Here is a 24761-nt window from a genome sequence, read left to right on the forward strand (position 1 = left end):
TATATTATAAATTATATGGAATATAAGTACCGCATGGTGTATAATTATTCTCAATATAGGAATATAATGGATGACGTTGGTGTATGTATGAACAATTTATATAGCAAACATGAATTACATCTAAATCTATCTATGGATAGGTAAAATAAGTGTTTAAAATATATCGATATTTTATATAGGAGGAAAAATGAAAAGAAAGATATTTATAGGAATATTAGTCATAGTAGCAATAGGGATAATATGTGTCATTTATCCTAAACAGGGAACTTTTGAAGAGTTTATTATAAATAGGTATAACATGGATAATTGTACTAGTGTCACCTTTTTTTCTTTAAAAGGAGGAATTGATTCATCTGAATCATGGAATATATATAAAGAAGAAAAGACAATGAAATTTATAGATTATATGAAGAATGTGAAAATGAAGGAAAATAGAAGTAGTGATCATGGATGGGAATATTTAATGACAATTATAGGCTCATATAAGGAAGAGGGTTCAACAGGTCCAATAAGAATTGATATAGCTTGGATTAATGAAAAAGAGATTATGATAAGTTATAAAGGACAAAAAAGAAGGTATTATAAAATAGTAGATGAAGACTTTAGTATGGACAAGATTAAAGTATTACTAAAAGATGGGTAATGCTTTAGGGCAATATAAATAAGAATTTGTTAGAATAGTCCTTAGTATAATAATCCAAGAATTAAGAAATAACTAAGAATAATATATTTATTTTTAGTTATAAGTCTTTGATTTAATAAGGGTTAAGAGGAAAACTAAGGAAAGGAAGCTTGTTAACATATGAGTACTATAGTATGTGATTGCGTAAATATAAAGAGAAATTTAAGCATGTTAACGGATTTTTACCAATTGACTATGGGTAATGGATATCTAAAGAAGGGGATGAAGGATAGAATAGCATATTTTGATATGTTTTTTAGAAAGATCCCTGATGATGGGGGATATGTAATAATTGCTGGATTAGAACAATTTATAGAGTATATAAATACTTTAAGTTTTACTGAAGAAGACATAAGCTTTTTAAGGGAAAGAGGAATATTTTCTGAAGATTTTTTGGCGTATTTAGGAGAGTTTAAATTTCAATGTGATATATGGGCCATTCCAGAGGGCACGGTGGTATTTCCAAATGAGCCTATAATAACTGTTAGAGGGCCAATTCCTCAAGGTCAATTAATAGAAACTATGCTACTTTTAACTATAAATCATCAAAGTTTAATTGCTACTAAAGCAAGCAGAGTTGTTAGAGCATCTAAGGGGCGAAATGTTTTAGAATTTGGTTCTAGAAGAGCTCAAGGTTATGATGGAGCATTATTAGGAGCAAGAGCTGCTTATATTGGAGGTTGTTTTGGAACTGCATGTACAATGGTAGAAGAATTATATGGAATTCCATCTCTAGGAACCATGGCTCATAGTTGGATTCAAAGCTTTCAAAGTGAGTACCAAGCTTTTAAAGCTTATGCAGAAGTTTATCCAACTTCCAGTGTACTTCTTGTGGATACCTACAATACTCTTAAAAGTGGTATACCTAATGCAATAAGAGTTGCTAAGGAAATATTAGAGCCTAAAGGAAATAGATTAAAGGGAATTAGGTTAGATAGTGGTGATATTGCTTATCTTTCAAAGGCTGCTAGGAAAATGTTAGATGAAGCTGGCATGGAAGATTGTAAAATAACTGCATCTAATTCCTTAGATGAATACCTTATTAGTGACTTGTTACTACAGGGTGCTGAGATAGATATCTTTGGAGTGGGAGAAAATCTAATAACTTCTAAATCTAATCCTGTATTTGGAGGAGTATATAAGTTAGTAGCTATAGAAAATGAAAACAAATTAGAGTCTAAAATAAAATTAAGTGAAAATCCGGAAAAGGTAACTAATCCTGGTTTTAAAAAATTGTATAGGTTTTATCATAAGAAAACTAATAAAGCAATAGGTGACTTACTTACCTTAAGGGATGAAGTTGTAGATGAAAGTAAGCCATATATTCTTTTTCACCCTGTTCATACATGGAAGAAAACTGTTTTAACAGACTATTATGTAAAAGAATTACAAGTGAAAATCTTTGATAAAGGACAATGTGTATATTCATGTCCTAGTATTCAAGAAATTAGAGAGTATTGCAAAGGACAGGTTGAAACCCTCTGGGAGGAGTCTTTGAGGCTTAAAAATCCTCACAAGTACTATGTAGATTTATCTGAAGAACTATGGACACTAAAATATGATTTAATTAATAAATATTCCAATGAAGAAAGTAATCCTTAGAAAGCGTTAATTATTAATATATAAATATAAAAATGACTATATGATATGAATGTCACATAGTCATTTTATGGCTTCATTTATTTATTCATTAAAGGTAAGCTATTTAGATTTACAGAGTCTTTTCTATCACTAAGATTACTTAGGGTTTCATGACCTTTCTCAGTTTTACCTAATGAATCTATTAGTATATTTTTAGAGTTTTGGGTTTGAATTGTATGTTGATCCTTAACCTGTTCTTCGTTGGAGAAATCATCATTAATTTTTATATGATCTAGATCTTTATTTAAAGTAGTTACATAGTCTAAATCATCATCCATAGAAGAAATAATATCTTTTGGCTTAAATAGAATTTCTTCAAAGTTATTGTTATATTTGCTATTCATTATGAGCCTCCTTATAATATAATTAGTTTTTTAATATGTTTTTAGCTTTTACAGCACATCCCTGAACACAAGGAGCTATGTATCTAAATTTAGGGTGAGGTTCTTCTGTAGCAGCTACATATTTCATAACTATGCTATCCAAATTAGATGATTCAGTTAGTTTAAAGTATAGATATTGTTTCCTCTGTAATTTATTTATTTTATTTTTAAAGTATGAGTTTACCTTCATCCAATTAAACTGTTTACTTATATTTAATTGATTGAAACCTGTAGCATAGGAACCAGGTTCAATTAAGATTACAGGAATATTCACTCTTGGAAGTTGCTTAAGTTCTTTATTTAAACAATACCCAATGGATTCAAGGGCAAATTTAGTAGAACAGTAGGGCGATAAAAATGGTATAGCCATGCGACCAGTTAAGGAAGATAGAAATATAATTCTTCCTTTTCTTCTTTTTATCATTCCTTTTAAAACAATCTGAGTCAATTCTATAGGACAAAACACATTGGTTTCAAAAGTAGCTCTAAATCTGTTTACATCTATCTCAGCTACGGAGCCAGAATCTCCTATGGCAGCATTATTTATTAGTACGTCTATAGGTAAGTCTCTTACTTTTTCTCTATCCTCTTTACACAATACATCTAACTTAAAGCTTTCAATGGGAAGTTTCCATTTTCTATTTAACATATTTAATTTGTATGCCTGTTCATCGGTATGAGTGGTTGCATAAACATAGTGACCTCTACTGGCCAAGGTTATAGCTGCTTTACGTCCAAGACCAGAACCACAACCAGTTATTAATATGTGTTTCAATATTATCACCTCTAGGTTAGTATGTGTTTTATTTCACTTATAATTCTTCTTATACAAATAATGACTTATGGAAAATTATCCATAAGCCATTAATCAATAATAGATTGTCTTATTTTAAAAAGTTTTTAATGGCATTTATAGCAACTTCTCTATCATCAAAATGAAATTTTCTTTTACCTATAATTTGATAGTCTTCATGACCTTTTCCAGCAATTATAAGCAAATCATCATCTTTTAGTATTTTTAATCCTTTTTCTATAGCATTTTTTCTATTAATAATTTTTTCATAAGGAGTCATTGTAGATAACATTCCTAATTCTATATCATCGATGATTAATCTTGGATTTTCAGTTCTAGGATTATCAGAAGTAATTATACAATAATCTGATAAAGAGCCAGCTATTTTACCCATAATTCCACGCTTGGTTGTATCTCTATCTCCGCCACAACCAAAGACGGTAATAATTCGTCCACAGGTTATTTCTCTTGCCATAATGAGGAGTTTCTCCAAAGCATCTGGAGTATGAGCATAATCTACTATTATATTTTTATTTAAGTTGTTTTTTATCAATTCAATTCTACCAGGAACAGGGTTAATATTGGGGAGTAGTGTTATAATGTTCTCAATGCTCATTCCTAAGGAATAGCATGCAGCTACTGTAGCTAATATATTGTATACGGTAAATTTACCGGGAATTTTTACATTAACTTCATTACAAGTTTTTTTAAAATTCACTTTAAAACTAACAGAATTCCTTCTATACATTACATCAGTAGCTTGAATATCAGCTGAATTTTCTATTCCATAAGTTAGTATTTTACATGGCACTTCTTTTATTATTTCTTTTGAAACATTGTCATCAATATTAATAATTCCTAATTTGCATTTATAAAATAACTTCATTTTTTCTCTTTTATATGCTTCCATGGTACCATGTTCATCTAAATGATCTTGAGATAAGTTGGTAAATATTCCTATATCAAAATCACAAAAATCTACTCTGTGTTTTGCTAGAGCAGAAGAAGTAACTTCCATAATGACACTGTTGGCATTATTATCTTTAAATTCTCTAAAGGCTTTTTGAAGTTCCAAAGCTTCAGGAGTAGTTGGAGTAGTTTTGCTAATATTTACTTTTTGATTGGTAAGTTTGAATCCTAAGGTGCCGATGACACCTACAGTTTTTCCAGTGGATTCTAATACATCTTTAATATAATGTGTAATTGTAGTTTTCCCATTTGTTCCTGTTACTCCTACAAGTTCTATTCCTTTTGAGGGCTCCTTATAAAATATATTACATATATTAGCCAAAGAAATTCTAGTATCTTTCACTTTTATCATAACTATATCATTATTTGAATAAATAATATCTTTCTCTACTAATATGGCAATAGCACCATTTTCAACTGCTTCATCGATAAGATTATGACTATCAATATTATTACCATTTATACATATAAATAAGGAGTTTGGCTTTATCTCTCTAGAATCATAACTCACGTTTTCGATGTTTATATCCACATATCCATTTATTAAAATGTAACTAATTTGATTAAGCAATTTATATAACTTCATAATTATTCCTCCGCAATTAAATAAACTCGTATATTCTTATTATACGGAGTAGATTTCCTATAAATAGTGTTTATATTGCTTAAAATAATGCAAAAAGTGCTTATTAAAAAATGATTTAGTGTTAAATAATTATTCATTTGATAAAGTTACAACTACTAATTCAGGACGATTAAATATTCTTTGAGGAGCGAGACTATTACCAAGACCTCTACTAACTACTAAGGATGTAGAGGTTAATTTATGAATTCCATTAGTATATTTGGGGAAAAAGCCTTGATCTGGAGCTATAATTCCACCTAAAAAAGGAAGGCGAATTTGTCCACCATGGGCATGTCCGGAAAATACTAAATCTATATTTTCTTTAGCATAAAAGGTAATTAGTTCAGGTCTATGAGAAAGTAGGATAGTAAAATTGTTTTTACTTTCAGCTTTCAGGTTACCTAAAATTTCATCAAAGCCTAAAGGAGAGTTAGGGTATTTGGAACTATCTATGGGATTAAAGCATATGTCTGCTAGTCCGAGAATAGAAATAGTATCACCGTTTAACTTTATGTTTTTATGAATGTTGTCCATATTTATGACACCATATTCTTCAAAGATGATTTTTAATTCATCATATAAATCTGATCTTGATTCATGATTTCCAGATACATAGTATACGGGAGCTATATCTACAGCTGATTTAATGTAGGAAGTAGCTATATTCATATTATCTTTATTTGTTCTTCGGCTATCAATTAAATCACCAGTAATTACAATTATATCCGGGTTAATTTCTTTAGTTAAGGATATAAGATTTTTTTGATTAGCTCCAAATTCTTTATTATGTAAATCAGAAATTTGAAGAATTTTATATCCATTAAAACCACTAGGAATTTTTGAGTTTACGTAATCTATATTAGTTACAACTATATTATTATTTTGCCAATAACAGAAAGTTATAATAAATATTAGTAAAATCATTACAATTATTAATTTTTTTATATTCATATTACACATCCTTATATTAATTATTAGCATGTTCTATTATATTAAATAGCAATTTTAAAACTAATTTATTTATAGTATACACAAATAAATTTCTTTACTAAAGAGAAATGTATAATATTTAACATATATGTAATAAGTGCAAAATCATAATAAGAACTCCTTTCATAAGTCTATTTAGCCTTTATTGATATTTCTATGGCAAAGTGATAGAATATGAAAAAATGGAGGTAATATTATTATGTATAGCTTTAAAAATGACTATAGTGAAGGAGCGCATCCAAGAATATTAGAGGCATTAATCAAGTGTAATATGGAGCAGAGTGAAGGTTATGGAGAAGATATATTTACAGCAAGAGCTATTAAGTTAATTAAGGAAAAAATAAGAAGAGAAGATGTAGATGTTCATCTTTTAGTTGGAGGAACACAAACTAATCTTACTGCTTTATCAGCCTTCTTAAGACCTCATGAAGCGGTAATTGCAGCAGATACTGGTCACGTGCTAGTTCATGAAACTGGAGCCATTGAGGCTACAGGGCATAAGGTTATTTCTGTAGACGTGGAAAATGGAAAATTAACCAGAAAAAATATAGAAGCTGTAATAGAAGAGCACACTGATGAACATATGGTAAAGCCAAAACTTGTATATATTTCAAACTCTACAGAAATAGGAACGATATATAAAAGAGAAGAGGTAGAAGAGTTAAGTCAGGTATGTAAAAAACATGATTTATATCTATATCTTGATGGTGCACGATTAGGGTCTGCGCTATGTTCTAAAGAAAATAATATGAAAATCTATGAATTATCTCAATTAGTAGATGCCTTTTATATAGGTGGAACCAAGGGGGGAGCTTTAATGGGAGAGGCTCTTATAATATGTAGAGATGCTTTAAAAAAGGATTTCAGATACCATATTAAACAAAAGGGTGCTCTACTTGCGAAGGGAAGAATACTAGGAATTCAATTTGAAGAATTATTTAAGGATAATCTATATTTTGATTTAGCAACTCACGCTAATAATATGGCACAAATCCTTAAAAAGGGTATTAAAGATGCTGGTCACAGTTTTATGATAAATTCATCTAGTAATCAAGTCTTTCCTATACTCCCTAATAAATTAATTAATAGTCTTAAAAAAAAATACTTATTTTTGATTTGGGAAAAAATCGATAAAGAGAATTCAGCAATTCGTCTTGTCACATCTTGGGCAACAAATGAGGAAAAAGTATTGGAGTTTATAGCTGATGTGAAATTATATAATTAATATATAAAAAGATAGAAAACTAGATTTAACTAGTCAATTCTGTCTTTTTACTTTTATAACAATATAAGTATTAGATAGATAGTTTGAAGTTGAGTAAAAAAGTAAGAATATTATGCAAAATTATGATACAATTATTACATACAGCACTAAGTATGTTGTATAAATGTAATAAAATTCATAAAAAGGTATTGACAGTTACCTTACGTAACCTTCTATTATATTAATATAGGGTAAGGTATACGATTGCTTTGGAGGGATAAATATGAATAGTGATGAATTTTATACCACTGGGGAATTTGCAAAGAAAGCAGGAGTTACCATTAGAACTATTAGATATTATGATAGCAAAGGAATTCTTAAGCCATCATATACTAATAACCTAGGATATAGATATTACTCTGATGAAGATTTTATAAAATTAAAAAAAATCTTAGCTTTAAAGTACCTGGGATTATCCTTAGATGAAATTATAAGCACAGAAAATTGTGATTATAAGAAAGAAGATATGATGAATTCTCTGAAACTTCAGAAAAGTATTATTAAAAATAAGATGAATAATATGAAGGTAGTATTAAATGCTATAGAAACAGCTGAATTTAGTATGAATGAGAACTCTAATATGAAATGGGAAGAGGCTATTGATGTAATAAAATCTTTAGAGAGTGAGAAGGAATTACTGCAACGTAGTAGAGATGCATCTAATTTAAATGAAGGTGTGAAGTTAATGGATAGATTCTCAACAAATAGGTATGGTTGGTATCCATGGGTATTTGATAATATGAAAATCAAAAAGAAGGATAAGGTTTTAGAAATAGGTTGTGGTAATGGAGTTCTATGGGCTAAAAATATGGACAATCTACATGAGAGTATAGAGGTTACGCTAACAGAGATATGTGAAGATATGATAAATGAAGCAAAGTTAAATTTACGAGATAATTCTAAAAGGTTTAATTTTATAATAACTGATTTAACATCATTACCCTTTGATGATAATAGTTTTGATGTAGTAATTGCTAATCATATATTATTTTTTATGAAAGATATAGATTTAGCTCTGGCTGAGATAAAAAGAGTTATTAAACCTAATGGAGTAGTATACTGTTCTACTATTGGAAGTAATCATTTAAGGGAGTTACAAGAATTAATGTTAAGCTTTAGTAGTAATATACGCATATATGAAGATAAGTTATCTTGTAAATTTGGATTAGAGAATGGGGAAAAAATACTTAGTAAATATTTTAATACAGTAGAGAAAGTTTTGTATGATGATAAGCTTATAGTTAATGACACCAATAATATATTAGAATATATCTATTCTATACCTGGAAATATATTAGACATTATTGATTCTAAGAAAAAAGAATTTGAAGGTTATATAAAAAAAATAATTGATAAAAATGGAGAAATTTTTATAACCAATAGTTTAGGTTTGTTCAAGGCTAAAAATAAATAGAGTGTAAACTTTTACTTGTGTAAAACAATATTACATAATTTAATTTATTACTTAGGTTATGGGATATTGATATTATAAATAAAAAATTGTTAATTTAAATAAAGTATTTTTAATTAACAAAATGTTGTATAAGAAAGGAAAGAATTATGGGAATAAATGTTACAAGCGAAATTAAACCATTAAAAAAAGTCTTGTTGCATAGGCCTGGTGCAGAAATTGAGAATTTAACACCGGAATATCTGGAGAGATTATTATTTGATGATATTCCTTATTTAAAAGTAGCACAGGAAGAACATGATGCCTTTGCACAGGTTTTAAGAGACAATGGAGTAGAAGTTGTATATTTACATGAATTGGCAGCAAAAGTAATGGAAGACCCAGATGTTAAAGATGAATTTATTAAAATGTTTATAAAAGAAGCTAAAGTAGAGAGTGAACAAGTTAAAGAAGAATTATATAACTATTTAATTAGTTTTAATTGCAATGAAGAGTTAATTAGAAAGACTATGGCTGGAATTAGTAAGTCAGAATTGAAGAAAGCAAAAGCAAGGCATTTAGAGGATTTTTTAAATGAGGCATATCCATTTATTACAGATCCAATGCCAAATCTTTATTTTACGAGAGATCCCTTTGCATCCATTGGAAATTCAATAAGCTTAAATAGGATGTATTCTGAAACAAGAAATAGGGAAACTATATATGCACACTTTATATTTAAATATCATCCTGATTTTAAGGGAACTAATAGGCTTTATGACAGAGATTTTGATTATAATATAGAGGGGGGAGATATTCTTAATATATCTGAAAAGGTTCTTGCAATTGGAATATCTCAAAGGACAGCTCCACAGGCAATTGAAAAAATATCAGAGAGAATATTTTTTGAAACACCAGATAGCAAAATTGAAACTGTATTAGCATTTAAAATACCAAAGACTAGAGCATATATGCACCTAGATACAGTATTTACTCAAGTTGATTATGATAAATTCACTATTCACCCACAAATAGAAGGACCTCTTGAAATATTTGAATTAACTAAAGGGGAAAATGGAAAAGTGAAAATTACTAAGGAAAGTATGACATTACAAGAGGTATTGTCGAAATATTTAGAATGTGATGTAAAGTTAATTCGATGTGGTGGAGGAGATTATGTAATTTCACAAAGAGAGCAATGGAATGATGGCTCTAATACTTTATGTATAAGACCAGGTGAAGTTATTGTATATTCAAGGAATTATGTAACTAACAAGATATTGGAAGAGTATGGGATAAAAACTCATGTTATACCATCATCTGAATTATCAAGGGGACGTGGAGGCCCTAGGTGTATGTCTATGCCTTTGATTCGTGAGGTTTAATAATACAAATATAACCAACATTTATTGTGTATTTTAAATTAAATAAAAATATAATATATTTGTAAAATAAAAAATCTTCTTTAAGTATCCAATAATTAAATACTGAAGAAGAATAAAATAAAATTATATAAAAAACAACATATTAGGGGGAGTATAACAATGGCAATTAATTTAAGAGGACGTTCATTTTTAAAATTATTAGATTTTACACCAGAGGAAATTAGATATTTATTAGACTTATCTAAGGACTTCAAAAATTTAAAGAGAGCTGGAGTACCTCATAAAAATTTAGAGGGAAAGAATGTTGCAATATTATTTGCTAAGGATTCTACTAGAACAAGATGTTCCTTTGAGGTAGGAGCTATGGATTTAGGTATGGGTGTTACTTATTTAGGACCTACAGGTTCTCAAATGGGTAAAAAGGAATCTATTGCAGATACAGCTAGAGTATTAGGTAGAATGTATGATGGTATAGAATATAGAGGTTTTGATCAAGAAATAGTTGAAGAATTAGCAGCTTATGCAGGAGTTCCAGTTTGGAATGGATTAACAACTGAATTCCATCCAACTCAAATGCTTGCAGACTTATTGACTATAGAAGAGAAGTTTGGAAGATTAAAAGGAATTAACTTTGTATATATGGGTGATGCCAGAAATAATATGGGTAACTCTTTAATGGTTGCTTGTGCAAAAATGGGTTTAAATTTTACAGCTTGTGCACCTAAAGAATTATTCCCAGCTGAGGAGCTAGTTGAAACTTGCAAGGAAATTGCAAAGGAAAATGGATGTACTGTAACATTAACTGAAGATGTTATGGTTGGAACAAAAAATGCAGATGTTATATATACAGATGTTTGGGTATCTATGGGAGAACCAGATGAAGTTTGGGAAGCAAGAATAAAAGAGCTAAGACCATATCAAGTGAATAGAACTGCAATGGAAAATGCTAAACCAGAAGCTATATTCATGCACTGTCTACCAGCATTCCACGATTTAAAAACTGTAGTAGGAAAAGAAATGGGAGAAAAATTTGGAATGACAGAAATGGAAGTTACTGATGAGGTATTTGAGTCAAAACAATCTGTAGTATTTGATGAAGCTGAAAATAGAATGCATACAATTAAAGCAGTTATGGCTGCAACTATAGGGCTATAATAATTAAACCCCTTCTTAAAATTAAGAAAGGAAGGGGTTTAACCTATTATTTAATTAGCTAAACAATAAAATATTATATTTAAGGCATAGATAAAAATATAGTAGTCTCAACATATTTTATATTTAAATTATATATGGGGTGAATTAAATGAAGGAACTAGTAATAGCTTTAGGGGGAAACGCCTTAGGAAAAACAGCTGAAGAACAATTAGATTTAGTTAAGCATACAGCAAAAACCATCGTTGATTTAGTAGAAGAAGGCTATAATGTAATTGTTGGCCATGGTAATGGTCCACAGGTTGGAATGATAAACTTAGCTATGGAATTTGCAGCAAATAATGGAGCAAATACTCCATTAATGCCTTTTGCAGAATGTGGTGCCATGAGTCAAGGATATATTGGATATCACTTACAACAATCTATTAGAACAGAGCTTATATCTAGAGGAATTAGAAAAAATGTTGCAACTGTAGTTACTCAAGTTGTAGTTGATGAAAATGATGAAGCTTTTAAAAACTTAAGTAAACCAGTAGGAATGTTCTATAGTAAGGAAGAAGCAGAAAAGATAGCTGCAGAAAAAGGATTTACATTTGTAGAAGATGCAGGTAGAGGATATAGAAGAGTAGTTGCATCTCCACAGCCGCAAAAAATTGTAGAGCTTGAAACAGTTAAACAATTAGTTGAACAAGGAACTATAGTTATTACTGTTGGTGGTGGTGGTATTCCTGTAGTAGAGGAATCTGATGGATCTCTTAGAGGTGTTGCAGCAGTTATAGATAAAGATAAATCAAGCGCAAAACTTGCAAAAGATTTAGATGCAGAAATGCTAGTTATTTTAACAGCTGTTGATAGAGTTTGTATAAACTTTAATAAACCAAATCAAGAAGAACTATCAGAAGTTAATCTAGAGGAGGCTGGTAAATATATACAAGAAGGCCATTTTGCTAAAGGTTCAATGCTACCTAAGGTAGAAGCATGTATGGACTATGTTAAATTTAGTAATAATGGTAAAGCTTTAATAACTTCACTAGAAAAAGCTAAAGAAGCTTTACATGGTATAACAGGAACTATAATAGAAAAATAATCGAATTTTATCTGGGTAAAACTAGAGTATGAGGATTTAAAGCATCTGTGAAAGCTGTTTTAAGTCCTCATTTTTATATGTAAATTTTAGTAAAGGTGATATAATTCTTTTATAGGGTGTTTAACTATTTTTATATTTTTATATTCAGTGAAGGTTAAAATCTATGAAGCTTAAAGCATGTAGGGAAAATATTATGGTGAACATTAACTAAAATAATTTATATTGGAGGTATATGAATATGATTACTATTGTAGCAAAAAAGACTATAAAAAAAGATAAAAAAGAAGAATTTAAAAATTTAGCCAATAAACTTATAGAAGAAAGTAGGAAAGAAACTGGATGTATAGAGTATGATCTTTACGAAGATTTAAGAAATAGTGATGTAGTTGCATTCATTGAGGTTTGGGAGAGTGAAGAAGCAATAAAGTTACATAACAATACAATACATTTTACTAATCTTGTACCAGAACTCGCTAAACTTCAAGAGGGAGAAACAGAAATAACTCTTTATAAAAAAATATAGATAGAAAGCCTATTTCAAAGATAATATTGAAATAGGCTTTATTATATTTGAGAAAGTATTCCTAAATTATAACTTGATGTATGTATAAAAATACATATTTTAATAACAGGCAATGGAATATATGAAAAGTTTAATATATTGAAATTTTTATAAAATATTCTTTAAAATGAAATGAAGTTTATTACATATATTATAAAACCTTTAAGTTAACCACATAATTATCCATTAGAACAGTGAATATTATAACAGTTATTATATAAAAATATATATATTCGATAAAATAAATATTAGTTTTCTATTGTAATTTTATTAGTTTTGGAATAAAGTAATAATTGCTGATAAATTTCTACGTTATATTAGATAGATACATAATAGAAATAGGGATTTGAAAGTAAAATTTGACTGAATGCTAATATAACATAAGTGGCATTTTAACGGAGGGGATTTATATGGATATTAACTTAATTGGAGTACCTCTTTATTATGGATGTGATAGAGCAGGGGTAGAAAATGGACCAGATGAATTAAGAGAAAATGGAATTAAAAAATTATTAGAAAATCATAAAAATAAGGTATATGATTTAGGTAATATTTATGTTAATAATACAAAGGATAAGCAACCTTTTGCGGCCGGAGTAAATGCAAAATACATTAATGAAATTATAGAAGTAACTGAGAATTTAGCTAATTCAGTTTATAGTTCCCTATGCGGTGGAGGTTTTCCTATAACTTTAGGTGGAGATCATGCTTTAGCTATGGGAAGTGTTGCTGGTTCAAGTAGATATTTCCAGGGAGATTTAGCTGTAATATGGATTGATGCTCATGGAGATATAAATACCTTTGAGACAAGTCCTACAGGAAATGTTCATGGTATGCCATTAGCTGCATCAATGGGTTTTGGAGATGAATCTTTAACAACTTTATATTTTAATGGTATAAAAGTTAAAAAGGAAAATGTATTTATAATTGGAGCAAGAGATTTAGATGAAGGTGAACTTCAATTAATTAAAGATAAAAATTTAACTGTTTGGACTATGGATAAAGTAATAGAAATAGGTGTAGATAAAGTGTGTAAGGAGCTTTTGGAAGGTTTAAAAGCACGAGGAATAAATAATATTCATATTAGCTTTGATATAGATTCTGTAGATCCAAAATTAATAAAAGGAACGGGAACTCCAGTTCCAAATGGATTTAATATAAATGATGCAGAGAAGTTATTAACTAGTATATTTAATACTAGATTAGTTAAATCTATGGATTTTGTAGAATTTAATCCATGTTTAGATGATACTGATACTACGTTAAAAAGTTGTATGGCATTAATAAAAAAAATAGGTGAATTAATATAGATATAAAAATTAAATAATTAAATCTGTAGAAATGTAGTATACTATGTTTAATGATATATATTTATATCTAAGTTAATCAAAATAAAAATGGAGGTAATAGTTATGCAAGTAACAAAGGAAATGACTATTGGGGAAGTAATAAGACAAAATGAGAAAGCAGCAGAAGTTTTAATGAGTTTTGGTATGGGTTGTGTTGGATGTCCTTCAGCACAAGCGGAAACTCTTGAAGAAGCATGTATGGTTCACGGATTAGAAATAGATGACTTATTAAGTAAACTCCAAGCTATTTAGGAATAAAATATAAGATTTAAAGACGCTACATAGGTAGTGTCTTTTTTTATAGATTAATTTACAAAAATGAAAGGTGTATAGTTTAGAATTAGTATTTCTATGCATAAAAATTGCTCTTTTAAAAGATAATATATTAGAAAACTAATAATTGGAGGTAAATTAAAATGAAATCAGTACATTATAATGTTTCAGGATTAGTAAATTCAGAAAGTAGAACTAAGTTAAATAATTCTTTAGATAAAATTAATGGTGTACAACAGGTCTGTGTTGATATAGCAAGAGGTACAGTGGAAGTAAATTATAACAGTCCAGCAACTCCAGAAGAAATTAAGGACTGTATTTCTCATACAGGGTATATAGTAAAGTAAAAAAAGATAGAGCAAGAGTAATGGAGTTAAAATATTAATTTCTATATATAGATAAGGAGTATTAAAATGGACTACAATTTTCCAATTGGGTTTAAGCCTCAACATCAAAGTATACAGCCAGGCATTGAAAGTGAAATGGAACCAAAACCTATCTATGAAATAAATGATTATCATAAAACTTCAGACAGATTAAAGGGCAAAGTAGCTTTAATTACAGGGGGAGATAGTGGTATAGGAAGGGCTATTTCTATACTATATGCAAAAGAAGGAGCAAAGGTATGTATAATTTATTTAAATGAACATGAAGATGCTAAGGAAACAAAAAGTCTTATTGAAGAAAGAGGAGGAGAGTGTTTGCTCATCTCTGGAGATATTGGTAATGAAGACTTCTGCAAGGAAGCTATAAAAAAAGTAGTACAAAAGTATGGAGTTATAAATATTTTTGTATCAAATTCTGCAGAACAACATGAGTGTCAACAAATTAATGAGATAACTAGTAAGCAATTACATAAAACCTTTGATACAAACTTCTTTGGAGCTTTCTATTTAACAAAAGAAGTACTCTTTCATATGAAGAAGGGGGATTCAATAATATATACAACTTCTGTAACAGCATATGAAGGAAATGAAACTTTAATAGATTATTCTTGTACTAAAGGAGCTTTAACAGCCCTAACTAGAAGTTTATCAAAGTCATTGGCTACAAGAGGAATAAGGGTAAATGCAGTGGCACCAGGTCCAGTATGGACACCACTTATACCATCATCCTTTCATAGTGATAAGGTATCTACTTTCGGCAGTAATACCTTGTTTAAAAGAGCAGGTCAGCCTGTTGAAATTGCAGAGAGCTATGTATTCTTAGCTGGAGAGGGGGCTTCATTTATAACTGGAGAAACTATTCATATAAATGGTGGTCAATTTATAACTAGTTAATAATTTATATAATTAAATTAAGTTACTTAGTTAGACCATGAGTAGATAATGTAATTATTGTCTACTCATTTTATTTTCATGAAATAAATTATAAAAAACATAAAATTAACCCTGTTTAATTTTACATATATGGTATAATAATGAGTTGAGGCAAACTATTAGAGTATATCAAAGTGAAGCCATAATAATGTGAATAATTTTTGGGGGGTAAAATATGAGAAGTATAGCATTTATAGGAGGACTATTGATAGATGGATCAGGAACTGAACCTGTAGAAAATTCCTTAGTTCTTGTTGAAAATAAGAAAATTACTTATGCTGGAGTGATGAAAGAAATAGAAGAGAATTATGAAATAATAGATATATCAGGAAAAACTATTATGCCAGGGCTTATAGATTCTCATCTACATTTTAGCGGAAATAGAACAGATAGTGATACAGAGTGGGTATTAGAGCCTGTGATACAAAAGACAATAGTAGCTGTTGCTCAAGCTAGAGAAGCTTTGGAGAATGGACTAACATCCGTAGGTGAAATTTCTCGTTCTGGAATTCATCTTAGAAATATGATTGAAGAAGGAATAATACCAGGACCACGTATAGTTGCAACAGGTTTAGGATTTTGTAGAACTTCAGGACATGGAGATTCACATAATTTACCATTGAACTATAATGAAGATTCACATCCATGGGCAGAAAGAGTTGATGGACCTTGGGAATTGCGTAAGTCTATCAGAAAACGAATACGTGAAAATCCTGATGCTATAAAAATATGGTCTACTGGAGGAGGTATATGGAGACATGATGCCAAAGCAGCATCTCACTATTGTATGGAGGAAATACAAGCTGTGGTAGATGAATGCAATATGGTTGGATTACCGGTTTGGTCTCATGCTGAAGGTTATGAAGGAGCTTTAAATTCATGTAAGGCAGGAGTTTCTGCTATAATCCATGGTCAGGAATTAAATGAAGAATGTTTAGAAATAATGAAGGAAAAGAATATAAGCTTTTGTCCAACCCTTCAATTCTTCTATCAATGGTTTACAGTGTACGAGCCTCCCTATAGAAAAATTTTAGATGATTATGAGGGAGAGACAGTAGCTGAAAAGGAGCTAAATCGTATAATAAGTAATCTAAGAAATGCAAATAAAAAGGGAATAAGAATAACAGTAGGTTCAGATTCCTTCTGTAGTAGCTTAACTCCCTATGGAGAATATGCAATAACTGAAATGTATACTCTTTGTAAAGCTGGACTTACCAATATGGAGGTAATTTTAGCAGCTACAAAAAATGGAGCAGAAATGCTAAAAATTGATGATATAACAGGCACTTTGGAGTCAGGTAAGTTTGCTGATATTATTGTATTGAATGGAAATCCATTAAAGGATATTCATGATATAAGAAGTGGTAACATGCAGATAATTATGAAGGAAGGTACCTTTGTAAAGAAAAATATAAATTAATAGTTTAAAGAGTTGTCTTAAAATACACTAGATCTTAAATTGATGTTTAAGCATCATTTCCTTAATGAAATGTGAATAAATATCTTAAAGAGTGCAAAATTTTAAGGCGCTTTTCTTTTTTTGAAAAATATAATTACTTAGCTTTATTGAGCAACAAAGCACATTAACCCATTAAGAAATAGTGAAATATAGATATATATGAAGATTGTTATTAATTTATCATTAAAAAGTAATGGATTAAACAAAAATTAATGGAATATTGAGAGAATAAATCAATATATATATATCATATAAAAAATGGGGGGTGAGAATTTGATTAAATACATTCTAAAAAGACTAGGTATAAGTGTAGTAACTATATTTATAGTTATCACTGCGACATTTTTTTTAATGAGATTAATGCCTGGTGGACCTTTTGATGGTGAAAAGCCACTACCACCAGAAATAAAGGCTAGTTTAGAAGCAAAATATGGATTAGATAAATCTTTAGGTGAGCAATATTCTATGTATTTAAAGGACTTGCTTAAGGGGGATCTAGGTCCAAGTATGAGATACAAAGGAAGAGAAGTACAAGAAATAATAGGTTATTCTTTCCCGGCATCTGCTAAACTTGGTGGAGTAGCTGTGGCAATTTCCTTAATTTTTGGAATACTTTTAGGGATAATTGCTGCTCTTAAATATAATAAGTGGCCAGATTCAATATGTATGGTACTTGCTACACTGGGAGTTACATTGCCAAGCTTTGTTATAGCTACATTATTGATGTATGTATTTGGAGTTAAACTAAGCTTAGTTCCAATAACAGGGTTAGATAACTTAAAGAGTTATATTTTACCATCAGTAGCTCTAGCTGGATATTCCATAGCATTTATATCTAGACTTACAAGATCTAAACTTTTAGAAGTTTTGAAATCAGATTATATTAGAACTGCAAAGGCAAAAGGAGTTAATGGTAGAAGAATCATGTTTAAACATGCTCTTAGAAATACATTAATCCCTATAGTAACCTACGTAGGTCCATTGATTGCAGGAATATTAACTGGTAGCTTTGTAGTAGAAAAGATATTTGCTATACCTGGACTTGGAAGAGAGTTTGTAACTACAATAACAAATAGAGATTATACAACTATACTTGGAGTAACTATATTCTATAGTACACTTCTTATACTATGTAATTTAATTGTGGATATTATGTATGTAATTATAGATCCAAGAATTAAATTAGAAAATGTTGAAGCGTAGGAGGTGATGTTATGGAATTTAATGAAGAAATTAATGAAATTTTAGAAAAGGATTTTGTCTTTGTAGATGAAGGTAGTAAACAAAAGGATACAATAAATAGGCCAAGTGTATCTTATTGGAAAGATTCGTGGAGAAAACTTAAAAAAAATAAGTTAGCAATAGTAGGGCTTATCTTTGTTATTCTTATAACTCTAGGAGCTATATTTATTCCTTGGTTTTCTAAACATGATTATACGACAAATAACTTAATGCTTACTAACCAAGGACCGTCTGCAGAGCATTGGTTTGGAACAGATTCACTAGGAAGAGATTTGTTTGTAAGGGTTATGTATGGTGCTAGATATTCTTTAATAATTGGTTTTGTGGCATCTATACTTAATTTGGTTATAGGTATAGTATATGGTGGAATTGCTGGACTTATAGGTGGATGGGTAGATAATATTATGATGAGAATTGTAGATATAATATCTTCTATACCTATGACAATATATGTAATACTATTAATGGTCATTCTTGAAAAAGGTGGTTTATTCAATATTATTGTAGCATTGGCTATTTCTTATTGGATAGGTATGGCTAGAATTGTTAGGGCAGAAATACTTCAGCTTAAACAACAAGAATTTATTTTAGCTGCTAAAACTTTAGGAGCTCAAGGTAAGAGAATACTATTTAAACATCTAATTCCAAATTGTTTAGGTCCAATTATAGTAACTCTTACACTGCAAATACCAACTGCAATATTTTCAGAAGCTTTTTTAAGTTTTATTGGATTAGGATTAGTACCACCACTTGCATCATGGGGAACTTTAGCTAGTGATGCTTTATCTACTTTAAGATTATATCCGTATCAGCTTTTATTTCCGACGTTGGCTATATGTATAACAATTTTTTCATTTAATATGCTTGGTGATGGGCTTAGAGATGCTCTAGATCCAAAGATTAAAAAGTAGGTGGTGGAAGGATGAGTAATTTGTTAGAAGTAAATAATTTAAAAACATCTTTCTATACTCAATTTGGAGAAGTGCAAGCTGTAGGGGGAGTTTCATTTAATCTAGAACATGGTGAGGTTATGGGTATAGTTGGAGAATCTGGTAGTGGAAAAAGTGTTACAATGATGTCTATTATGAGGCTTTTAGATGATAATGGTAAAGTAAAAGAGGGGAAAGTAAGATTTGAAGATAAGGATATAGTATCTATCAGTGAGGAAGATATGTCTACCATAAGAGGGAATGATATATCCATGATTTTCCAAGATCCTATGACTTCTTTGAATCCGCTTATGACTATAGGAAATCAAATTATGGAGCCGCTTAGAATCCATAAGAAGATGACTAAAGAAGAAGCACATAAAAAAGCTGTAGAATTATTACACTTAGTTGGTATACCTAGTCCTGAAAGCAGAATGAAGCAATATCCACATGAGTTTTCTGGGGGTATGAGACAAAGGGTTATGATAGCTATGGCATTAACTTGTAATCCAAAGCTATTGATAGCGGATGAACCAACTACTGCACTAGATGTTACGATACAAGCACAAATTTTAGAGATAATGAAGGATATAAAGGAAAAACTAAATACATCTATAATTCTTATTACACATGATTTGGGAGTTGTTGCAGATATTTGTGATAATGTGAATGTAATGTATGGAGGTCTTATTATAGAGCAAGGAACTGTAAAGGATATATTCTATAATTCTAAACATCCATATACTTGGGGTCTTATGGAAAGTGTTCCTAATCCTAATACCTTGGTAAGAGAAAGACTAAGACCTATAGATGGTCAACCACCAGATTTATTTAAACCTCCAAAGGGATGTCCATTTTATGTTAGATGTAAATATTCTATGGAAGTATGTAAAGAGCATAGACCTAAATATTATGAAATAACTCCAGGACATAAATCTGCTTGTTGGTTAAATGATAATAGGGCACCAAAGGTTGAAACTCCATTGAAGAGGAGGAAGGAAGATGAGTAGCATGGAGAAACTAATAGAAATAAAAAATCTATGTAAATATTTCAATACTAAGAAATCAATTTTTAGTAAGAATAAAGGAATATTAAAGGCTGTTGATGGGGTATCTCTTCAAATAAAAAAAGGAGAGACTTTAGGCCTAGTAGGAGAATCAGGATGTGGTAAAACAACTTTAGGTAGGACTCTATTAAAATTATATAATCCTACTGCTGGAGAGATATTTTATGATAATGAAGAGATTGGTAAGCTAACTAATAAGCAGATGCTATCTTATAGAAAAAAGATGCAGATGATATTTCAAGACCCTTATGCATCACTTAATCCACGGCTAACCGTTGGAGATATTATCGGTGAACCATTAGATATTTATAAAATATGTAAAGGCAAAGAAAGAGAAGAAAAAGTAAAGTATTTTTTAGATAAGGTAGGTCTTGATCAAAATCATTTAAATCGTTATCCACATGAGTTTTCAGGAGGTCAAAGACAAAGAATCGGAATAGCAAGAGCTCTTGCAGTTAATCCAGAGTTTATTGTTTGTGATGAACCTATTTCTGCTCTAGATGTATCCATACAAGCTCAGATAATTAATATGATTGAGGATTTGCAAAATGACTTTGGCCTAACTTACTTGTTTATAGCTCATGATTTATCCATGGTTAAGCATATATCCAATAGAGTTGGAATAATGTACTTAGGAAAACTAGTTGAAATAGCAGAGAGTAATGAGGTATATAGTAAACCAATACATCCCTATACTAATGCATTACTATCTGCAATTCCAATTCCTGATCCGGATGAAGCTAAAAGAAGACAAAGAATAATTTTAGAGGGAGATATTCCATCTCCAATTGATCCCCCACCAGGATGTAGATTTAAATCTAGATGTAAATATGCAAAACAAATCTGTGGTGAAGAGGAGCCAATTTTAAAGGAAGTATCTCCTGGTCATTGCGTAGCTTGTCATTTATTTTAAAATAAATTAATTAATTTAATAAGGAGGTCAATGAATGAAGAAAACTAGAATAATGGCACTGATAATGACTGCAATAATGACAGGTACATTACTTTTAGGATGTACTAAGACTAAAGGAAATGAAGGAGAAAAACCTGGTGATAGCAATACGCCTGTGGTAGAAGAAACAGTAGAACAAAAAATAGTATATAATTTAGGTGCAGATCCTAAAACTATTGATCCACAGCTAAATTCAGCAGTAGATGGTTCAACAATAATTCACAATGCCTTTGAAGGGTTAATGAGAGAGGATGAAAATTCTAAAATAGTACCAGGTACTGCTGAAAAGTATGAAGTATCTGACGATGGAACTGTATATACTTTCCATATAAGGAAGGATGCTAAATGGTCAGATGGAAAACCGGTAGTAGCTGGGGATTTTGAATATGCATGGAAGAGAGCATTAAATCCTAAAGTGGCAGCAGAATATGCATATCAACTTTTCTATATAAAAAATGGAGCTGCATACTATAATCAGGAAAAAGTAGGAGATAAGGTTGCTACAGCAGAGGATGTAGGTGTAAAGGTTATAGATGATAACACTTTAGAAGTAACTCTTGAATCTCCAGTTCCATATTTCTTATCATTGGCAGCTTTTCCAACTTATTTCCCAGTTAGAAAAGACATTATAGAAGGAAATGAAGAAAAATGGACATTAAAACCAGACACATATATATCTAATGGACCATTTAAGATGTCTGAATGGAAAGAAAAAGAAAGTATTACATTTGTAAAAAATGAAAATTATTGGGATGCTAAAAATGTAAAACTTGAAACATTAGAAGTAAGATTAATAGATGATCAAATAACTTATTTAAATGCCTTTAAGAGTGGAGAAATAGATGTAATAGAATCACCACCTCAGGCTGAAATTCCTACATTACTAGATGAAGGAACAGCAAAAATATATCCTTATTTAGGAACGTACTTCTATGTAATAAATGTATCAGACAAAGCTAAGGATGTAGATCCTAAAGCAGCTGAAGCATTAAGCAATCCTAAGTTCAGAAAAGCTTTATCACTAGCTATAGATAGGCAACTAATAGTTGATAAGGTAGCTCAAGGTGGTCAAGCACCAGCAACTAGCTATGTTCCAGCAGGTATTCTTGATTCAATAGGAAAAGAGTTTCAAAAGGATTATTCATCAAAGGGTGCAAATATTGAAGAAGCTAAGAAATTGCTAGAAGAAGCTGGATATCCAAATGGAGAAGGAGCACCAACAATAACATTTACTTTTAATACAGATCAAGGTCATCAAAATATAGCTCAAGCAGTACAAGATATGTGGAAAACAAATCTAGGAATTAATGTAGAGTTGAAAAATGAAGAGTGGGCAGTATTCCAAGATACAAGGAATAATTTCCAATATTCTATGGCTAGACATGGATGGATAGCAGATTATAATGATCCGATGACATTCTTAGATATGTGGACAACTGGTAATGGACAAAATAATGCAGGATATTCAAATAAAGAATATGATAAGTTAATAGCTCAAGCTAAAGTAGAGTTAGATGACGCTAAGAGAACAGAATTATTACACAAAGCAGAAGATATTTTAATGGATGAATCACCAATTATACCACTATACTATTATACCAATGTATTATGTATAGACAAAAATGTTAAAGGAACTTATAAATCACCATTAGGACAAATGGAATTTAGAGATGCTTATGTAGAGTAATTAAATAAATAAAAAGAACTTTAAAATCAAAATGCTATCTCAAAAGAAATTTTGAGATAGCATTTTAAAAGTGCTTTACAAAATAAATTAATTGTGATATTATTTAAAAAAATGAAATGTAGAAAGCGTTGAAGAGAAGAAGTAAAATTAATGTATCTTTACAGAGAATTCCCCATAAGCTGAGAGGTGGAAGAGTAAGTTGATTTGAATAACATCTCTGAGCAGTGCTCCGAAAGATAACAACCAGTAGGCAGTACCGGATCTGCACCCGATATAGTGCTAGAGTATAATCAATTTGCATTAATTGACGTACTTGAAGAGATTGTTATTGTAAAGTAGCAATGAATTAAGGTGGTAACGCGTGAGTAGTACTCTCGTCCTTTTATATTTTTATATAGGGATGAGAGTTTTTTTATTATATATAAATAAAAAAGATAAAGTATGGGCCCATAAAACTTTATCAACTCTTTAACTTTAAACTTGAAATCTAAGGAGGAATTATTATGAAGATAGAAGGGATTGTTATTCCGAAAGGATATAAATCCAATGCCACATTAATAGAAACAGAAGTACACATAAAGAAGATAAAAGATTTTTTTGAAAGGACTTTATCAGAAAGTCTTAGCTTGACTAGAGTTTCAGCTCCACTGTTTGTGGACTCTCAAAGTGGATTAAATGATAATTTAAACGGAGTTGAGAGACCGGTAGTATTTGACTTGCTGGCTACAGGAGAAAATGTTGAAATAGTACACTCCTTAGCAAAATGGAAAAGAATGAGTCTTCATAGATACAACTTCCAAGTTGGAGATGGATTATATACAGATATGAATGCTATAAGAAGAGATGAAGAACTAGACAATTTACATTCAGTTTATGTAGACCAATGGGATTGGGAAAAGGTAATAAAAAAAGAAGATAGAAATGAAGAATATTTAAAAGATATTGTAAGAAAAATCTATAAGGTATTTAAGAAAACTCAAGAATTTGTTGATAAAAATTTAATGAAGGTAGAAAATCCTTTACCAAATGAAATACATTTTATAACTACTCAGGAGCTAGAAGACATTTATCCAAACTTTACTTCTAAGGAAAGAGAAGATGAAATTTGTAGGGAGTTTGGCGCTGTATTTATAATGAAAATAGGTGGAGCGTTAAAATCGGGAGAAAAGCATGATGGTAGGAGTCCGGATTATGATGATTGGAATTTAAATGGAGATATATTATTTTGGTATCCTTTATTAGATAGGGCTGTAGAACTTTCATCAATGGGAATAAGAGTAGATGAAAAAGCCCTTGATTATCAATTAACAGTATCAGGTAATGATAACAGAAGACGTCTAGATTTTCATAAGAGATTATTAGCAGGAGAACTTCCATATACAATTGGAGGAGGAATAGGTCAATCAAGAATATGCATGTTTTTTTTAAACAAAGCTCATATTGGTGAAGTTCAAGCTACTACATGGGATGAAAAAAATATAAAAATTTGTAAGGAAAATAATATAAATTTACTTTAATTCATAAGTGGATTTGTATATTTAATTTTTATATGATGAAGAAA

The 24761-nt window shown here is 30.1% G+C and carries 23 protein-coding genes and 1 other annotated feature; of the genes, 19 read left to right on the forward strand and 4 right to left on the reverse strand.

Features of this window, described 5'->3' with window-relative positions; translation table 11 throughout:
• Positions 1-187: 187 nt before the first annotated feature.
• Both B3B03_RS12290 and B3B03_RS12295 read left to right on the forward strand, forming a co-directional pair.
• Entirely contained in the window at positions 188-643 is a 456-nt protein-coding gene (locus B3B03_RS12290) for a hypothetical protein (protein WP_346877451.1), read from the forward strand.
• A 159-nt stretch (positions 644-802) separates the two neighbouring features.
• The gene (locus tag B3B03_RS12295; protein ID WP_346877452.1) at positions 803-2284 is read left to right on the forward strand and encodes a nicotinate phosphoribosyltransferase; all 1482 of its coding nucleotides are present in this window, start codon (positions 803-805) and stop codon (positions 2282-2284) included.
• A 77-nt stretch (positions 2285-2361) separates the two neighbouring features.
• Here B3B03_RS12295 and B3B03_RS12300 read toward each other — a convergent pair whose 3' ends face one another.
• The 4 genes from B3B03_RS12300 to B3B03_RS12315 all read right to left on the reverse strand — a co-directional run bounded on the left by B3B03_RS12300 (position 2362) and on the right by B3B03_RS12315 (position 6044).
• Complete coding sequence (locus B3B03_RS12300) at positions 2362-2667, reverse strand: hypothetical protein (RefSeq protein ID WP_035132868.1); 306 nt, start codon at positions 2665-2667, stop codon at positions 2362-2364.
• Between the two features lie 22 nt (positions 2668-2689).
• Positions 2690-3481 (reverse strand): SDR family NAD(P)-dependent oxidoreductase, encoded by a 792-nt coding sequence (locus B3B03_RS12305; protein ID WP_035132870.1) that lies wholly within the window; start codon positions 3479-3481, stop codon positions 2690-2692.
• Positions 3482-3590: 109 nt separating this feature from the next.
• Positions 3591-5054 (reverse strand): UDP-N-acetylmuramoyl-L-alanyl-D-glutamate--2,6-diaminopimelate ligase, encoded by a 1464-nt coding sequence (locus B3B03_RS12310; RefSeq protein WP_346877453.1) that lies wholly within the window; start codon positions 5052-5054, stop codon positions 3591-3593.
• 129 nt (positions 5055-5183) lie between these two features.
• Positions 5184-6044, reverse strand: a complete 861-nt coding sequence (locus tag B3B03_RS12315) for a metallophosphoesterase (protein WP_346877454.1) — start codon at positions 6042-6044, stop codon at positions 5184-5186.
• A 238-nt stretch (positions 6045-6282) separates the two neighbouring features.
• On the opposite strand from B3B03_RS12315, the gene B3B03_RS12320 reads away from it, so the two are divergent.
• The 17 genes from B3B03_RS12320 to asnA all read left to right on the forward strand — a co-directional run bounded on the left by B3B03_RS12320 (position 6283) and on the right by asnA (position 24717).
• On the forward strand, positions 6283-7308 hold the full coding sequence (locus B3B03_RS12320; protein ID WP_346877455.1) for a low specificity L-threonine aldolase: 1026 nt from the start codon (positions 6283-6285) through the stop codon (positions 7306-7308).
• A 262-nt stretch (positions 7309-7570) separates the two neighbouring features.
• The gene (locus B3B03_RS12325) at positions 7571-8761 is read left to right on the forward strand and encodes a MerR family transcriptional regulator (protein WP_346848034.1); all 1191 of its coding nucleotides are present in this window, start codon (positions 7571-7573) and stop codon (positions 8759-8761) included.
• Between the two features lie 128 nt (positions 8762-8889).
• Positions 8890-10122, forward strand: coding sequence for an arginine deiminase (gene arcA / locus B3B03_RS12330; RefSeq protein ID WP_346848216.1), 1233 nt, complete (start codon positions 8890-8892; stop codon positions 10120-10122).
• Positions 10123-10281: 159 nt separating this feature from the next.
• Positions 10282-11277 carry an ornithine carbamoyltransferase gene (argF, locus tag B3B03_RS12335; RefSeq protein ID WP_346877456.1) on the forward strand — a complete coding sequence of 332 codons (996 nt, stop codon included), beginning with the start codon at positions 10282-10284 and terminating at the stop codon, positions 11275-11277.
• Between the two features lie 148 nt (positions 11278-11425).
• Positions 11426-12361: a carbamate kinase gene (gene arcC / locus B3B03_RS12340; RefSeq protein ID WP_346848036.1), complete on the forward strand. Its 936-nt coding sequence runs from the start codon at positions 11426-11428 to the stop codon at positions 12359-12361.
• A gap of 238 nt (positions 12362-12599) precedes the next feature.
• Positions 12600-12884, forward strand: a complete 285-nt coding sequence (locus tag B3B03_RS12345) for a putative quinol monooxygenase (RefSeq protein WP_346848037.1) — start codon at positions 12600-12602, stop codon at positions 12882-12884.
• A 449-nt stretch (positions 12885-13333) separates the two neighbouring features.
• Complete coding sequence (gene rocF, locus B3B03_RS12350) at positions 13334-14233, forward strand: arginase (RefSeq protein ID WP_346848038.1); 900 nt, start codon at positions 13334-13336, stop codon at positions 14231-14233.
• Positions 14234-14335: 102 nt separating this feature from the next.
• On the forward strand, positions 14336-14524 hold the full coding sequence (locus B3B03_RS12355; protein ID WP_346848039.1) for a DUF1858 domain-containing protein: 189 nt from the start codon (positions 14336-14338) through the stop codon (positions 14522-14524).
• A gap of 164 nt (positions 14525-14688) precedes the next feature.
• On the forward strand, positions 14689-14892 hold the full coding sequence (locus B3B03_RS12360; protein ID WP_346877457.1) for a heavy metal-associated domain-containing protein: 204 nt from the start codon (positions 14689-14691) through the stop codon (positions 14890-14892).
• A 66-nt stretch (positions 14893-14958) separates the two neighbouring features.
• Positions 14959-15825, forward strand: a complete 867-nt coding sequence (locus B3B03_RS12365; protein ID WP_346877458.1) for an SDR family oxidoreductase — start codon at positions 14959-14961, stop codon at positions 15823-15825.
• A gap of 214 nt (positions 15826-16039) precedes the next feature.
• Positions 16040-17284: a metal-dependent hydrolase family protein gene (locus tag B3B03_RS12370; protein WP_346877459.1), complete on the forward strand. Its 1245-nt coding sequence runs from the start codon at positions 16040-16042 to the stop codon at positions 17282-17284.
• 312 nt (positions 17285-17596) lie between these two features.
• On the forward strand, positions 17597-18526 hold the full coding sequence (locus B3B03_RS12375) for an ABC transporter permease (protein ID WP_346848043.1): 930 nt from the start codon (positions 17597-17599) through the stop codon (positions 18524-18526).
• Positions 18527-18537: 11 nt separating this feature from the next.
• Positions 18538-19476 carry an ABC transporter permease gene (locus tag B3B03_RS12380; protein ID WP_346848044.1) on the forward strand — a complete coding sequence of 313 codons (939 nt, stop codon included), beginning with the start codon at positions 18538-18540 and terminating at the stop codon, positions 19474-19476.
• Positions 19477-19487: 11 nt separating this feature from the next.
• On the forward strand, positions 19488-20504 hold the full coding sequence (locus tag B3B03_RS12385) for an ABC transporter ATP-binding protein (protein ID WP_346877460.1): 1017 nt from the start codon (positions 19488-19490) through the stop codon (positions 20502-20504).
• Complete coding sequence (locus B3B03_RS12390) at positions 20497-21474, forward strand: dipeptide ABC transporter ATP-binding protein (RefSeq protein ID WP_346848046.1); 978 nt, start codon at positions 20497-20499, stop codon at positions 21472-21474. Before B3B03_RS12385 ends, B3B03_RS12390 begins: the two co-directional genes overlap by 8 nt.
• 34 nt (positions 21475-21508) lie before the next feature.
• A complete protein-coding gene (locus tag B3B03_RS12395; RefSeq protein WP_346877461.1) occupies positions 21509-23200 on the forward strand; it encodes a peptide ABC transporter substrate-binding protein in 1692 nt (563 codons plus the stop codon).
• A 119-nt stretch (positions 23201-23319) separates the two neighbouring features.
• Positions 23320-23585: a binding site (T-box leader), on the forward strand.
• Between the two features lie 124 nt (positions 23586-23709).
• Entirely contained in the window at positions 23710-24717 is a 1008-nt protein-coding gene (gene asnA / locus B3B03_RS12400) for an aspartate--ammonia ligase (protein ID WP_346877477.1), read from the forward strand.
• The last annotated feature ends 44 nt before the right edge of the window (positions 24718-24761 follow it).

The organism is Clostridium sp. UBA5712 (genome assembly GCF_002419845.1).
GTDB lineage: Bacteria > Bacillota > Clostridia > Clostridiales > Clostridiaceae > Clostridium_J > Clostridium_J sulfidigenes.